The organism is Streptomyces sp. NBC_00376, from assembly GCF_036077095.1.
Taxonomy (GTDB): Bacteria; Actinomycetota; Actinomycetes; order Streptomycetales; family Streptomycetaceae; genus Streptomyces.
In genome coordinates, this window is the sequence record NZ_CP107960.1 from 6205355 (window position 1) to 6220291 (window position 14937).

Here is a 14937-nt window from a genome sequence, read left to right on the forward strand (position 1 = left end):
CGCCGGAGGCCACTCGACCGCCTCCGGGTCCGGCCGCCGGTCCCGCCGGTTCGCCGGTCACGGGCCGAAGGCGCAGATCGGATGCTCCTCGTTCCAGTTCTCCCAGAACCGGTAGGCGGCGCGGCCGCACTCCGTGCCCAGGCCGTTCACGCCCAGTGAGTCCAGCACTCCGTGGACCAGGTCGAAGAAGACGTGGTTGATCTCCGGGATCCACAGCACGGCGAACACCGCGATCAGCCCGAACTGCGCGAACGGCTCCACCTTGCGCCGGATCCGGTACGACAGCCAGGGCTCGATCACCCCGTACCCGTCCAGCCCCGGCACCGGCAGGAAGTTCAGGATCGCCGCAGTGACCTGGAGCAGGGCCAGGAACGCCAGCGCGTACCGGAACTCCCTCGGGACACCGTCCAGCGCGTGCAGCCAGAACGGCGCCGTGCACACCAGCGCGAACAGCACGTTGGTCAGCGGGCCCGCCGCCGAGATCAGGCTGTGCTTCCACCGTCCGTGGATCCGCCCCCGCTCGATGAAGACCGCGCCGCCGGGCAGCCCGATCCCGCCCATGATCACGAACAGCACCGGCAGCACGATGCTGAGCAGAGCGTGCGTGTAGGCGAGCGGATTGAGGGTGAGGTACCCCTTCGCACCGACCGAGAGGTCCCCGCTGTGCAGCGCGGTGCGGGCGTGCGCGTACTCGTGCAGGCAGAGCGAGACCACCCATGCCCCCGTGACGAAGACGAAGACCGCGAGCCCGTACGGATACCCGGTGTCCGTCCACACCGCCCAGCCCGACACCGCCGTCACGGCGGCGATCCCGAGGAAGACCGGGCTGATCCGCCGGTCGCTGCGGGCGCTTGCGGTGGTCATCGGCGAACTCCTGACGGACGGCCGGAGGGGGACGGCGCTGCGGGCAGGGAGCCCGACCGTACCGCCGACACGTCACAAACGTCTCGCGCCGGGGCGGTGGTTCCGGACAGGGTGGGGGCATGACCAGCGATCCGGAGCACGCCGCACAGAGGTACGCGCGGACAGGTGTGCGTTTCCCGATCCCGGTCACGGAGAATGGGCCGGTGCGCTACTGCATCCTCGGAACGACCCGGGCACTGAGCGACGACGGCACGGCCGTCGCCGTCGGCGGGGCACGGCTGCGCGCCCTGCTCACCGTCCTCGCGATGCGCCCCGGCCGCACCGTCCCCGCCGCCGTGCTCGTCGACGAGGTGTGGGACGGCGAACCGCCCGCCGACGCGGTGGGCGCACTCCAGGCGCTCGTCGGCCGGCTCCGGCGCGCCGTCGGCCACGACGCGGTCGTCTCCGCCGAGAGCGGCTACCGGCTGGCCGCCGAGCCGGACACCGTCGACCTGTACCGCTTCGAACGGCTCGCGGGGGAGGGCGCGCGGGCGCTGGAGGAGGGCGACGCGGCGAAGGCCAGGACGGTGCTCGACGACGCGCTCGGCCTGTGGCGCGGCCCGGTCCTGGCCGATCTGCCCGACCGCGACGCCGTCTCGGCCCGCTGGGAGGCCCGGCGGCTGGACGCCCGCCGCAACCGGCTCCGCGCCGTCCTGGCGCTCGGCCGCGCGGACGAGGCCCTGCCCGAACTGGTCGCCCTGTGCGCCGAGCACCCTATCGACGAACCCCTCCAGGCACTGCGGCTGCGGGCCCTGCGCGACGCCGGGCGCACCGCCCAGGCACTGGCCGCCTACGACGAGGTCCGCACCTCGCTCGCCGACCGCCTCGGCACCGACCCCGGACCCGAACTGCGCTCGCTCCACGCCGAACTGCTCCGCCAGGACCCGGTCCGTCCGCCCGCTCCCGTCGCCCCGGCCACTCCGGCCGCGCGGTTGACGGCTCCCCGCACCGCGCCCCCCGCCGCACGGCACGGCAACCTCCGGGCCAGGCTCACCAGTTTCGTCGGGCGCGAGGACGACATCGAGGCCCTGCGCGAGGACCTCTCGCACGCCCGGCTCGTCACCCTCCTGGGCCCCGGCGGCGCAGGCAAGACCCGGCTCTCCCAGGAGGCCGCCGAATCCGCCGGGCCCGCCTGGCCGGACGGCGTCTGGCTGGCCGAACTCGCCCCTGTCGACGACCCCGAGGCGGTCCCGGAGGCCGTACTGACCGCGCTCGGCGCCCGCGAGACCGTGCTGCGCGGCGCCGGTGCCGAGGAGATCAGGGTCGTCGAGGGAAGCGCGAACGACCCCCTCGCCCGCCTCACCGAGCACTGTTCCCGGCGCCGCATGCTGCTGCTCCTGGACAACTGCGAACACCTCGTCGACGCGGCCGCCGCCCTCGCCGACCACCTGCTCGCCCACTGCCCGCAGCTCACCGTGCTCGCGACCAGCCGTGAACCGCTCGGCGTACCGGGCGAGTTCGTCCGCCCCGTCGAACCGCTGCCCGACCCGATGGCGCTGCGCCTGTTCGCCGAACGCGGCGCCGCGGCCCGGCCGGGCTTCCGGACCGACGCGGACGAGGAGACCGCGGCCGCCTCCGCGGAGATCTGCCGCCGCCTCGACGGACTGCCGCTCGCCATCGAACTCGCCGCCGCCCGGCTGCGGATGCTCACCCCGCGCCAGATCGCCGACCGGCTCGACGACCGGTTCCGTCTGCTCACCAGCGGAGCCCGCACCGTACTGCCCCGGCAGCAGACCCTGCGCGCCGTCGTCGACTGGTCCTGGGACCTGCTCGACGAAGCCGAACGCGCCGTGCTGCGCAGGCTCTCCGTCTTCGCGGGCGGCTGCACCCTGACCGCCGCCGAGGCGGTCTGCGCGGACGGGCCGCAGGGCGCGCGCGAGGTCGCCGGGCTGCTCGGCTCCCTCGTCGACAAATCGCTCGTCGTAGCCGCGCCCGCCGAGGACGGCGAGATGCGCTACCGGCTGCTGGAGACCGTCGGCGAGTACGCCGCCGCCCGGCTCGACGAGGCGGCGGAGCGCGACCCCGTGGTCCGGCGCCACCTGGTGTTCTTCCGGGAACTGGTCCGCACCACGGAACCCCGGCTCCGCGGCGCCGGACAGCGGTCCGCCATCGAGCTGCTCCAGCGCGAGTACGAGAACATCCGCACCGCCCTGCGCTGCGCCGTCGCCGCCCGCGACGAGCAGGAGGTGCTCTGCATGGTGCTCTCGCTGTGCTGGTACTGGCAGATGCGCAACCTGAGCGGCGACGCGCTGCACTGGGCCGACGCCGCCGCCGCGCTGGGCCCCGACCCCTTCGCCCCGCCCGCCGAGCCCGCGCCCTCCATCCACGAACGATGCACCGACGCACCGCCGCCGATGCGGCCCGAACTGCTCCAGGAGGCACGCCGCCAGGCGGGGCTGATCCGGCTGGTCAGCATGGACCACGCCGCGGAGCGGTGGACCGACGAGGCGAGCATGGCCCGGCTGCGGGTCATCGCGAACACCTACCGGGCCGGCCAGCCGCAGACCTGCCGGGTCCCGGCATCGCTCTGGTTCTTCGCGGTCATGCTCGTCGGGGAGACCGGCAGACTGCGCGAGCTGCTGGACGAAACGGTTCGCGCCTGTCGGGAGTTCGGTTACGAATGGGAGCTCGCCGGGGCCCTCCAGATGCGGGCCAACGTGCTGGCCAACCGGCCCGAGTGGGCGGGCGACGCGCGCACGGACGCCGACGAGAGCCTGGAGCTCTTCGGCCGGATCGGTGACGACTGGGGCGTCGCCGAAGCGCTCTCGGCACGGGGCGAGGCCAACGAGCGCCGGGGCGAGTACGCCCGCGCGGCCGAGGACTTCCAGGTCGCCATCGGGTACGCGAAGGAGCTGGGCGCGGCCTCCCAGGTGGCGGTTCTGAACACCAGATACGCGGCCGTGCTCACCGAGATGGACCGCGGTGCCGAGGGCGAGGCGATCCTGCGCGAGGTGATCGCCGGGCGGCACGACACGAGGTCCATCGCCCGGCTCCATCTGGCCATGTGGCTGGGGCGCACCGACCGCACCGGTGAGGCGCGCGAGCAACTCACCGTACTGCGCGAGGAGTTCCACTCCGAGACCATGGCGATCTTCGACGGGGTCGTGCTGGGCGCGATGGCCTGGCTGGACAACCAGGACGGGCAGTACACGGACGCCCTGCCCCGGGGCCTGGTGGCGCTGGAGCGGTCCCACGACCGGCTGTCGCAGTTGGTGGCCCCGCAGATGTCCGTCATCAACCTCGTCTCCCTCGCCCGCTCGCTGGCCGGCATCGGCGGCGAGCCGCGGGCCACCACCGCGGCCCGGCTGCTGGGGGCGGGCCGGGGACTGCTGCCCCTGGGCCACGTACCGACGTCGATGGAGCGCGACGACTGGGCACGGGCGGAGGAACTGGCCGTCGCCGTGCTCGGCCGGGCCGCCTACGAGAGCGCGTACGCCGAGGGCGGCGGCCTCTCCCTGGAGGAGGCCACCGCCCTCGTGGACGCGTACCGGGAGTGACCCCGCCGGTCAGGACTTCTTGCGGAACTTGGCGACCGCGAGCGGCGCCATCACCGCGGTGATGACCACGGTCCAGCCGAGCGTCACCAGGACCGAGTGGGCGAGCGGGCCGCCCATCATCAGGGCGCGCGCGGCGTCGGCCAGGTTGGACAGCGGGTTGTAGTCGGTGAACGTCTGGAGCCAGCCGGGCATCGTCTTGGTCGGGGCGAAGATCGAGGAACCGAACTGGAGCGGCATCAGCACGAGCATCCCCATTCCCTGAACCGCCTGGGCCGTCTTCATGGTCAGTCCGAGCAGGATGAAGATCCACATGATGGCGGCGCCGAACGCGGCCGACAGCGCGATCGCCCCGAGCAGCCCGAGCACCGACTCCTGGAGCTCCATGCCGAGCGCGAAGCCCATGGCCAGCAGGATGAGGGTGGCGACCATCATCCGGCCCAGCTCGACCACGATCTTCGCGATGAGCACCGAGGAACGGGCGATCGGCATCGTCCGGAACCGGTCCATGACGCCCTTGCGGAAGTCGTCGTTGACACCGGAGCCGACCGCCATGGCGATGTTCATGCCCATCATCGCCATCAGCCCGGGGATCAGGTAGTTCAGGTACTCCTGCCGTCCGCCGCCCATGCTGCCGCCGACCGATCCGCCGAAGACGTACACGAACAGCAGCGTGAAGATGACGGGCATCAGGAGCGCGTCGAACATCGACTCCGGATCCTTTTTGATCTGGAGCATGTTGCGCCGCACCAGCGCCCCGATGTGGCGCAGGTTGTTCCGCAGCCCTATCCGGCCCTCGTCGTGGACCGTCCTCGCCCGGGCGGACTCGGCGGGCGTGGGCGTGGGTGTCAGAGTCGCCGTGCTCATGCCGCGACCTCCTCGGGGATCGTGTCGGTGGCGGAAGCGGACTTCTCGCCGGTGATGGCGAGGAAGACCTCGTCCAGGCTGGGCAGCGCGGTGGCGACGTGCGCCAGCGGGAAGCCCCGGGTGCCGAGCAGGCCGATCACGGCGGTCAGCTGCTCGTCGCTGAGGATCGGTACGTACAGCAGTCCCTCGTCCGGGACGGCCTGCGCGCCCGAGACCCCGTCGAGCCCCGCCTCACGGATCGCCTGCGCCATCGCGGCCAGCTGCGCCGGTTCGGAGGGCCGGATCTGCAGGGTGCGGCCGCCGACCTTCGCCTTCAGCTCGTCGACCCCGCCACGGGCGATGATCTTCCCCTTGTCGATGACGGTCAGCTCGCTGGCGAGCTGCTCGGCCTCTTCCATGTACTGGGTGGTGAGCAGCACGGTCGCCCCCTCCGCGACCATCCGCTGCACCTCGTCCCAGACCTCGTTGCGGGTCCGGGGGTCCAGCCCCGTCGTCGGCTCGTCCAGGTACAGCACGGCCGGGTTGCCGATCATCGAGGCGGCCAGGTCGAGCCGGCGCCGCATGCCGCCGGAGTAGTCCATCGCGGCCTTCTTCGCCGCGTCGGTGAGCGAGAACCGCTCCAGCAGCTCGTCGGCCCGGGACCGGGCGGCCTTGCGGGACAGATCGAGCAGCCGCCCGATCATGTAGAGGTTCTCCCAGCCGGAGAGCTTCTCGTCGACCGAGGCGTACTGCCCGGTCAGGCCTATGGTGCGGCGCAGCTGCCGGGGCTGCTTCACCACGTCGTAGCCCGCCACGGTGGCGTGTCCGGCGTCGGGGACGATCAGGGTGGACAGGCAGCGTACGAGCGTGGTCTTGCCTGCTCCGTTGGGACCGAGGACACCGAGCACGGTGCCTTCGCGGACATCGAGGTCCACGCCGTCCAGAGCCTTGGTCGAGCCGTAGTGCTTGACCAGCCCCCGGACCTCGACGGCGTTCGAGCCGCTCCTGGGGTTCTTGTCGATTCGCGTCATGTCCACCATGGGACCAGCCGCCACCGACAGTCCGCCGACAGCAGGCCGACAGCCCGCCGATGGGGGATGTCGGCGGGCTGTCGGTGGTGCCGGCAGTGGTTCGGACGGAACGAACCGGCGGGACCGGCGGGACCGGTGGAGCTAGTGGAAGGTGTGCTCGGCGGCCGGGAAGGCGCCTCCCACGACCTCTTCCGCGAACTCCTTCGCCGCGTCGCCCAGTACCTGGCGCAGGTTCGCGTACTGCTTGGTGAAGCGCGGCACCTTGCCGCCGGTCAGCCCGACCATGTCGGTGTAGACCAGCACCTGGGCGTCCGTGTCGGGACCGGCGCCGATGCCGACCGTCGGGATGTGCAGGGTGCGGGTGACCTCGGCGGCCAGCTCGGCCGGTACGAGCTCCAGGACGACGGCGAACGCGCCCGCGTCCTGCACGGCCTTGGCGTCGCGCAGCATCTGCTGGGCGGCCTCCTCGCCGCGGCCCTGCACCCGGTAGCCCATCGCGTTGACGGACTGCGGGGTCAGGCCGATGTGAGCCATGACCGGGATGCCGGCGTCGACGAGCAGCTTGATCTGCTCGTGGCTCCGCTCGCCGCCCTCCAGCTTGACCGCGCCGACGCCGGACTCCTTGATCAGCCGGGTGGCGTTGCGCAGGGCCTGGACGGGGCCCTCCTGGTACGCCCCGAATGGCAGGTCCGCGACGATCAGGGCACGCCTGGTGCCCCGTACGACCGCCGCGGAGAGGATCGCGATCTCGTCCATCGTGACGGGCACGGTGGTCTCGTAACCGAGGTGGCAGTTGCCCATGGAGTCGCCGACGAGCATGACCGGGATCCCGGCCTCGTCGAAGACGGACGCGGTCATCGCGTCGTAGGCGGTGAGCATGGGCCACTTCTCGCCGCGCTCGGTGGCGGCGGCGATGTCGTGGATGGAGATACGGCGGGTGCTCTTGCCTCCGTACAGCGCCTTGCTGCTGTCGGTGCGGGTACCCGTGGGGGGTGTTGCGGACTGATTCTGCGCAGCCTGAAGCGACATTGCCAACGGCTCCTTCGTCATCTCGAGGCGCCCTGACGGCGTCCCCGGACCGGTTCCATGGTGGCATCCCGCGGTGGTCCACGGGAAGTGGGCCCCGCACACGCCCGTAAAGGGTTTCCCAAACGGCTTTCCAATACGAGACGGTCTCGTATCGAAATCGGATAAGCTCCGTTTCATGTCGATGCCGTCCGGTGCTCGCGCCGCCGCGCCCCAGATTCCGGAGGCGGTCCACCGTCGCCGCTGGGCGATCCTCGTCGTCCTGATGTTCAGCCTGCTCATCGTCGTACTGGACAACTCGATCCTGAACGTCGCGGTCAAGACCATCGCAAGCCCCGCACCCACCGGCCTGGGCGCCACCCAGAGCCAGCTGGAGTGGGCGATCAACGCCTACACGCTCGTCTTCGCCGGACTGCTGTTCACCGCCGGTCTGCTCGGCGACCGCATCGGCCGCAAGAAGGTGCTGCTCTTCGGCATCCTGCTCTTCGGCACCGGCTCCGCGCTCGCCGCCATGTCCGGTTCGCCGACCCAGCTGATCACCTGGCGCGCGCTGATGGGGTTCGGCGCCGCGTTCGTCATGCCGGCCACCCTCGCCGTCCTGGTGAACGTCTTCGAGCGCGACGAACAGCCCAGGGCCATCGGCATATGGGCCGGCAGCGTCGGCGTGGCCATCGCGATCGGCCCGATCACCGGCGGGCTGCTGCTCGAACACTTCTGGTGGGGCTCGATCTTCCTGGTCAACGTGCCCGTGGTGATCGTGGCGCTGATCGCGATGGTCCTGCTGGTGCCGGACTCCAAGGACCCGAACCCGGGCCGGATCGATCCGCTCGGCGTCGTGCTCTCCATCGTCGGCCTGGTGCTGCTGGTGTACGGCATCATCCGCGGCGGCCAGCTCGCCGACTTCACCGAGCCCGTGGTGCTGCTGTCGAGCTTCGGCGGTCTGCTCGTCCTGGCCGGGTTCGTCTGGCACGAGAAGCGCAGCACCCACCCGGCCATCGACATCTCGTACTTCAGGGAGCCGTCGTTCGCCGCGGCCGTCGCCGCCATAGCGCTGGTCTTCTTCGCGCTGATGGGCGTGACCTTCTTCTCCGCCTTCTACATGCAGAGCGTGCGCGGCTGGACCGCACTCCAGGCAGGGATGATGCTGCTGCCGCTGGCCGCCACCCAGATGATCTTCGCGCCCCGGGCCCGGCTGCTCGTCGACCGCTTCGGCGCCCGCGCCACCTGCACCGTCGGCATGCTGCTGGTCGCGGTCGGGCTGTCGGCGTTCGCGCTGTTCGACGAGACCACACCGGTCTGGGTGCTGTGCCTGCTCTTCTTCGTCCAGGGCACCGGCATGGCGCATGTGATGACACCGGTCACCGTCTCGGTGATGCAGGCGCTGCCCCGGGAGAAGGCCGGTTCCGGATCGGCCATCAACAACACCTTCCGGCAGGTCGGCGGGGCGCTCGGGGTCGCGGTGCTCGGTTCGGTGCTCTCCACCGTCTACCGGGGCGACATCGAGGGCCACCTCGCCGCGCTCCCGGCCGGGGCCAGGGACGCGGCGGGGGAGTCGATCGAGGCGACGCTCGCCATCGCGGACAAGCTGGGCCCGGCGGGCGCCCCGCTGATCGCCTCGGCGAACGAAGCGTTCCTGAAGGCCATGCACGTCACCGCCATCGGTTCGGCGACCATCGCCCTGGTGGGCGCCCTCGTGGTCGCGCTCTTCCTGCCGGGGAGGCCGCCCGCCGCGGAGGGCCCCGACGGGTCCGGCCGGGGCGACCGGCCGGTACGCGCGGCGGGAGCGGGCCGATGAGACCGGCGACCCGGCACCGCAGCGAGGGGTGGACCGACGCGCGGGCACAGGCACCGGCACAGGACCGGGAGCAGCGGCTCGGGAAGGCTCCCGAACCGCGACGGGGCCGGCCGCGCAGCGCGGCGGCCGAGCGGGCGATCCTGGACGCCGTCGTCGGACTGCTGGAGGCCGGTGAACCCCTGGCGGCCCTGTCCATCGAGCGGATAGCCCGGACCGCGGGGGTCGGCAAGGCGACGATCTACCGGCGGTGGAGCGGCAAGGAAGAACTCTTCGTCGACGTCCTGAAGGACATGGAGCCGCCGGAGCCCGCGGTCTCGGGCACCGCCGGGCTCGACGACCTGCGACTGCTGCTGGATTCGCTGCGCAGACGCGGCCTGGCCCAGCGCTCCTCGGCCCTGCTGTACAACGTCTTCGCGCAGATGAAGAGCCACCCCAAGCTGTGGGAGGAGTACCACAGCAGCGTCATCGCACCCCGCCGCGTCGCCATGCTGGCCGCCGTCCAGCGCGCCGTCGACGCCGGCGAACTCCGGGCGGACCTGGACGTGGGGCTGATGGACGACCTGTTCCTCGGGCCCATGCTCGTACGCACCATCCACCGGCCCGACGCGCCGCTGCCCGATGATCTCGCCGACCGCATCGTCCAGGTCCTGGTCGAGGGCCTGGCACCCCGCCCGTCGGGCGACAGCTGACACAGCCGGTGACGTCCGACACTCCCGGACCGGGGCGCGGAATCGGACCCGGGCCCGGACCCGCCCGAGTGTGAGCGTTCTGTCACAAGCCCCCACAGACCCCGCCCGGCCGGAACCCGCCGGACCCCGCCCTTCGTCCTCGTGGCAGTACGGCCGTCGTCGACGGCAGGAAACACGCCGCCCATCGCCTAGGGTCGAGGGCGCGGCGACATGCACGGCAAGGCAGTGAGGACAGCGCGATGGTGCAGGCGTACGGAGCGGACACCGGGAACGACCGTGCGGAACCGGAACCGGAGCCGGGGCGCGTCGGGCCGGGATCCCGCTTCCGGGGCCTGCGCGACAGGCTGACCCGCGACCCGGGCATCTGGCGGCGCGGCATCGTCCTCGCCCTCTGCTCGGTGCTCCTCACTCTCGTGATGGCCTTCCACGCCGAGATCCCGAACACCATCGGCAACCTGGGCAGCCTCTCCGAGACGTTCCTGCCGTGGTTCGGGGCGTTCGTCCCGCTGCTGCTGGTCCTCGGCCTGGTGCGCCGCTCGGCGACCGCGCTGATCGCCCTGCTGCTGCCGGTCGTGGTCTGGTTCAACGCCTTCGGGGGCCTGCTCACCGACAAGTCCGGCACCGGCGGCGACCTCACCGTGGCCACCCACAACGTCAACGCCGACAACCCCGACCCCAAGGGCACCGCCCGGAAGGTCGCGGACTCCGGCGCCGACGTCATCGCCCTGGAGGAGCTGCCGAACGGCAAGGTGGCGACGTACGAGGCGGCACTCGCCGACCGCTACCCGTACCACTCGGTGCAGGGGACCGTCGGCCTGTGGAGCAAGTACCCGATGAGCGCCACCAGGCCGGTCGACATCAAGATGGGCTGGACCCGCGCGATGCGCTCCACGGTGACGACACCGAAGGGCGAGATCGCCGTCTACGTGGCCCATCTGCCGTCCGTACGGGTCAAGCTGCACGCCGGATTCACCGCCAACCAGCGCGACGACAGCGTGGACGCCCTGGGCGAGGCCATCGCCGACGAACGGCTCGACAGGGTGATCCTGCTCGGCGACCTCAACGGCACGATGAACGACCGCGCCCTGAACGCGGTCAGCTCCCAGCTGCGCTCCACCCAGGGCGCGGCCGGCGACGGCTTCGGCTTCAGCTGGCCGGCCTCGTTCCCGATGGCACGGATCGACCAGATCCTGGTGAAGGACGTCGAGCCGGTGTCCTCGTGGACGCTCGGCGCGACGGAGAGCGACCACCTGCCGATCGTGGCGCGCGTGAAGCTGTGACGCGGTGAGCCGTTCCGCCACCGCTGACGCGCGCCGAAACGCGAGGGCGCGGTGACCGGTCCGCCCGGTCACCGCGCCCTCGCCCCGCTCAGCCCGACTCGCGCCACCGGTTGGTGATCGGCAACCGTCGGTCCTTGCCGAAGCCCTTCGGGGAGATCTTCGTGCCCGGCGGGTACTGCCGCCGCTTGTACTCCGCCGTGTCCACCATCCGCAGCGTCTTCGCCACCAGCGCCGCGTCGAAGCCGGCCGCGACGATCTCGTCCAGACCCTGGTCCCGGTCGACGTACAGCTCCAGGATCCGGTCCAGCACGTCGTAGTCGGGCAGCGAGTCCGTGTCGACCTGCCCCGGGCGCAGCTCGGCGCTGGGCGGCTTGGTGATGGACGCCTCCGGGATCGGCGGGGTCTGCCCGCGCTCCTCGGCGGCCCGGTTGCGCCACTTCGCCAGGCGGAAGATCGACGTCTTGTAGACGTCCTTGATCGGGCCGTACGCCCCGACCGAGTCGCCGTACAGCGTCGAGTAGCCGACCGCCAGCTCGGACTTGTTGCCCGGCGCGAGGACGATCTGGCCCTCCTGGTTGGAGACCGCCATCAGCATCGTGCCGCGCAGCCTCGACTGGAGGTTCTCCTCGGCGAGACCGGTGAGCCCCAGCGAGCCCATGTACGCGTCGAACATCGGCTCGATCGGCACGGTGCGGAAGTTCAGCCCGGTACGGCGGGCCAGTTCGGCCGCGTCGCCCTTGGAGTGGTCCGAGGAGTACTTCGACGGCATCGAGATGCCGTACACGTTCTGCGCGCCCAGCGCGTCGCAGGCGATCGCGGCGACCAGCGCCGAGTCGATCCCGCCGGAGAGCCCGATCAGCACGCTGCTGAAGCCGTTCTTGGCGGCGTACGCCCGCAGCCCCACGACCAGCGCCGAGTACAGCTCCTCGTCGTCGTCCAGCCGCTCCGCGTAACCGCCGGTCAGCTCCGCCGGGTACGCCGGGAGCGGCTCCTCGGAGAGCACCACGTGGTCGATCCGCAGCCCGTCGTTGACGACCCCGGACGGCGGCTCGGCGGCGGCCGCCGGCAGCTCCAGGTCGAGCACGACGCTGCCCTCGGCGAACTGCGGGGCACGGGCGATCACCTCGCCGTCCCGGTCGACGACGATCGAGTCGCCGTCGAAGACCAGCTCGTCCTGGCCGCCGATCATCGCCAGGTACGCGGTGGTGCAGCCCGCCTCCTGGGCCCGCTTGCGGACCAGTTCCAGCCGGGTGTCGTCCTTGTCCCGCTCGTACGGCGAGGCGTTGATCGACAGCAGCAGACCCGCGCCGGCGGCCCGCGCGGCCGGCACTCGGCCGCCGTCCTGCCAGAGGTCCTCGCAGATCGCGAGCGCCACGTCCACGCCGTGGACCCGCACGACCGGCATCGAGTCGCCCGGCACGAAGTACCGGAACTCGTCGAAGACGCCGTAGTTGGGGAGGTGGTGCTTGGCGAAGGTCAGCGCGACCTGCCCCCGGTGCAGCACCGCGGCGGCGTTCTGCGGGGAGCCGGCCGGCTGCCCGTAGCGGGGCTGGGCCGTCTCCGAGCGGTCGAGGTAGCCGACCACGACCGGCAGCTCCCCGAAGCCCTCGGCGTCGAGCCGGGCGGCGAGCGCGCGCAGCGCCTGCCGGGAGGCCTCGACGAAGGACGGGCGCAGGGCCAGGTCCTCGACGGGGTAGCCGGTCAGCACCATCTCCGGGAACGCCACCAGGTGGGCGCCCTGTTCGGCGGAGTGCCGGGTCCAGTGGACGATCGCCTCGGCGTTGCCGGCGAGGTCACCGACGGTCGAGTCGATCTGATTCAGTGCGAGACGTAGTTGAGGCACGCGCACCAGTGTAATCGTCTGACTGACGCAATGTCCTGGCGGGCCGCGGAATCATGGCCGCGGCCCGCCGGTGCGGTGCTAGCGGCGGTAGCCGAGGACCGTCATCATGCCCACGTCCGAGTGGTAGATGTTGTGGCAGTGCAGCATCCACAGCCCCGGGTTGTTCGCGTCGAACTCGACGGCGAGCGAGCTGTCCGGCCGGATGATCGCGGTGTCCTTGCGCGCCCAGGCGGCCCGTCCCCGCCGGGTCGCCCGGTGGTCCGGCCCCGCCGCTCCCACGAGGCCGAACGAGTGCCCGTGCAGATGGATCGGGTGCCACATCTCCGTGGTGTTGAAGAACTCCAGCCTGACCCGCTCGCCCGCCTCCACCGGGCGACGCCGGTGGGGGTCGTACGGCTCGTGGTCGAAGGCCCAGTCGTAGTCCCGCATGTTGCCGGTCATCTTGAACCGGATCGTCCGGTCGGGCTTGCGCGAGGACAGCTCCACCGACTCGTCCGGCGCGAGTTCGTCCGCCTGCACCAGCCTTCCGTACAGTTCCTCGGGTCGTACGGACGCGGTGGGCGCAGTCCCCTTCCCGGTACGGAGCAGGGCCAGCGCCGAGGCCTTCTTGCCCTCCGCGAGCGCGGTCAGCGGGAACACCCCGTCGCCCGCGGTGACCACCACGTCGTACCGCTCGCCCATGCCCAGCAGCAGGGCGTCGGTGGTGGTGTGCCGGACCGGGTAGCCGTCGGTGTGCGTGATCGTCATCCGGTGGCCGCCGAGCGCCACCCGGAAGGCGGTGTCGCCGCCCGCGTTGATGATGCGCAGCCGGATCCGGTCGCCGGGCTTCGCGGCGAAGGACGTGGGGGACTTCGGGGTGCGGCCGTTGATCAGGTAGTACGGGTAGGCTACGTCGCCCCCGTGGCTGTCGAGCAGTTCGCTGTAGGAGTCCCGCATCAACCGGGTGGGGCCGGTGCGGCCCTTGGCGGGGGCGCCGTGCGCGCCGCTGCCGTGGTCCATGCTGCCCCTGCCCCCGCTGAGCTCGTACAGCACCGAGTCCGGCGTCGAACCGGCCACCCCGTCGACCCAGTCGTCCAGGACGACGACCCACTCCTTGTCGTACTTGAGCGGCTCCCTCGGGTCCTCGACGATCAGCGGCGCGTACAGTCCGCGGTCCTGCTGGACGCCCGTGTGCGGGTGGAACCAGTACGTCCCCGCGTGCGGGACCTTGAACCGGTAGGCGAATTCCGCGCCGGGCTTGATGGGCGCCTGGGTCAGATCGGGCACGCCGTCCATGTCGTTGCGCACATTGAGGCCGTGCCAGTGCAGAGTCGTTTCCGCGGGCAGGTGGTTGGCAAGGGTGAGCGCCAGGGTGTCGCCCATCGTGAGCCGGAGCTCCTTGCCGGGCAGCCGGGCCTCGTACGCCCAGGAGCCGACGGTGAGCCCGCCGCCCAGATCGAGCCGGGACGGGGTGGCGACGAGGTGGACCTTCCGCAGGGGGCCCGAGCCCCGCTTCGCCTCGGCCGCCGCGACCTCCTCCCCGTCGGGGGAGACGTACTCGCCCTCGGACTTCGCGCCGGGGGAGACCCTGTGCTTCGCGCCGGGGGAGGTCCCGTGGTTCACGCCGCCGTGGCTGGTGCCACCGGCGTTCGCGCTACCGGTCTTCTTGCCGCCGTGGCCCTTGTCGGACTCGCCGGAGCACGCGGCCAGCACGGTCGAACCGGCGGTGGCGACAGCGGCGCCGAGCACGGAGCGTCGGGTGGGTGGAGTGCGCATGACGGAGGTGCACCTCGCGGTGTTGTCGGTATTTCGGTCTGCTGGGGGAGGGGGAGGCGCCCCTTCTATATGCGCAGCACCGACAACGGGGCCGGTCGGGTCACGTCCGGCCGGGGATCCGGCCCCGGCCGGGGTGCGTCCCGTGCCGCGGCGCCCCTGAGAAGGCGGAGGATCCCGATGAGCAGCGAGACGAACAGCAACAACTGTCCGTATGGCGCACATCCACTCAGGGTCATGCCGAGCACCCTACCCCCGCCGGGTATCCCTCGCGCGCG

General features: G+C 71.7%; 10 protein-coding genes. 4 read left to right on the plus strand and 6 right to left on the minus strand.

Annotated elements, in window-relative coordinates; all coding sequences use genetic code 11:
- Window positions 1–57: 57 nt before the first annotated feature.
- Window positions 58–864 (minus strand): site-2 protease family protein, encoded by an 807-nt coding sequence (locus OG842_RS28030; protein WP_266736995.1) that lies wholly within the window; start codon window positions 862–864, stop codon window positions 58–60.
- Window positions 865–1067: 203 nt separating this feature from the next.
- On the opposite strand from OG842_RS28030, the gene OG842_RS28035 reads away from it, so the two are divergent.
- Window positions 1068–4400, plus strand: coding sequence for a BTAD domain-containing putative transcriptional regulator (locus OG842_RS28035; RefSeq protein ID WP_266737375.1), 3333 nt, complete (start codon window positions 1068–1070; stop codon window positions 4398–4400).
- A 9-nt stretch (window positions 4401–4409) separates the two neighbouring features.
- On the opposite strand, the gene OG842_RS28040 is transcribed toward OG842_RS28035, so the two are convergent.
- The 3 genes from OG842_RS28040 to panB all read right to left on the minus strand — a co-directional run bounded on the left by OG842_RS28040 (window position 4410) and on the right by panB (window position 7303).
- Window positions 4410–5264 (minus strand): ABC transporter permease, encoded by an 855-nt coding sequence (locus OG842_RS28040; protein WP_266736994.1) that lies wholly within the window; start codon window positions 5262–5264, stop codon window positions 4410–4412.
- Window positions 5261–6283, minus strand: a complete 1023-nt coding sequence (locus OG842_RS28045; RefSeq protein ID WP_266736993.1) for an ATP-binding cassette domain-containing protein — start codon at window positions 6281–6283, stop codon at window positions 5261–5263. Before OG842_RS28045 ends, OG842_RS28040 begins: the two co-directional genes overlap by 4 nt.
- Window positions 6284–6415: 132 nt before the next feature.
- The gene (panB, locus tag OG842_RS28050) at window positions 6416–7303 is read right to left on the minus strand and encodes a 3-methyl-2-oxobutanoate hydroxymethyltransferase (RefSeq protein WP_266736991.1); all 888 of its coding nucleotides are present in this window, start codon (window positions 7301–7303) and stop codon (window positions 6416–6418) included.
- A 175-nt stretch (window positions 7304–7478) separates the two neighbouring features.
- On the opposite strand from panB, the gene OG842_RS28055 reads away from it, so the two are divergent.
- The 3 genes from OG842_RS28055 (at window position 7479) to OG842_RS28065 (ending at window position 11064) form a co-directional block, all read left to right on the plus strand.
- Window positions 7479–9095: an MFS transporter gene (locus OG842_RS28055; RefSeq protein ID WP_266736989.1), complete on the plus strand. Its 1617-nt coding sequence runs from the start codon at window positions 7479–7481 to the stop codon at window positions 9093–9095.
- The gene (locus OG842_RS28060) at window positions 9092–9784 is read left to right on the plus strand and encodes a TetR/AcrR family transcriptional regulator (RefSeq protein WP_266736988.1); all 693 of its coding nucleotides are present in this window, start codon (window positions 9092–9094) and stop codon (window positions 9782–9784) included. The genes OG842_RS28055 and OG842_RS28060 overlap by 4 nt, the downstream gene beginning before the upstream one ends.
- Before the next feature lie 239 nt (window positions 9785–10023).
- On the plus strand, window positions 10024–11064 hold the full coding sequence (locus OG842_RS28065) for an endonuclease/exonuclease/phosphatase family protein (protein WP_266736987.1): 1041 nt from the start codon (window positions 10024–10026) through the stop codon (window positions 11062–11064).
- 88 nt (window positions 11065–11152) lie between these two features.
- Here OG842_RS28065 and OG842_RS28070 read toward each other — a convergent pair whose 3' ends face one another.
- Both OG842_RS28070 and OG842_RS28075 read right to left on the minus strand, forming a co-directional pair.
- Window positions 11153–12907 carry an NAD+ synthase gene (locus OG842_RS28070; RefSeq protein WP_266736986.1) on the minus strand — a complete coding sequence of 585 codons (1755 nt, stop codon included), beginning with the start codon at window positions 12905–12907 and terminating at the stop codon, window positions 11153–11155.
- Window positions 12908–12985: 78 nt separating this feature from the next.
- Window positions 12986–14662 carry a multicopper oxidase family protein gene (locus OG842_RS28075; RefSeq protein WP_266736985.1) on the minus strand — a complete coding sequence of 559 codons (1677 nt, stop codon included), beginning with the start codon at window positions 14660–14662 and terminating at the stop codon, window positions 12986–12988.
- Between the last annotated feature and the right edge of the window lie 275 nt (window positions 14663–14937).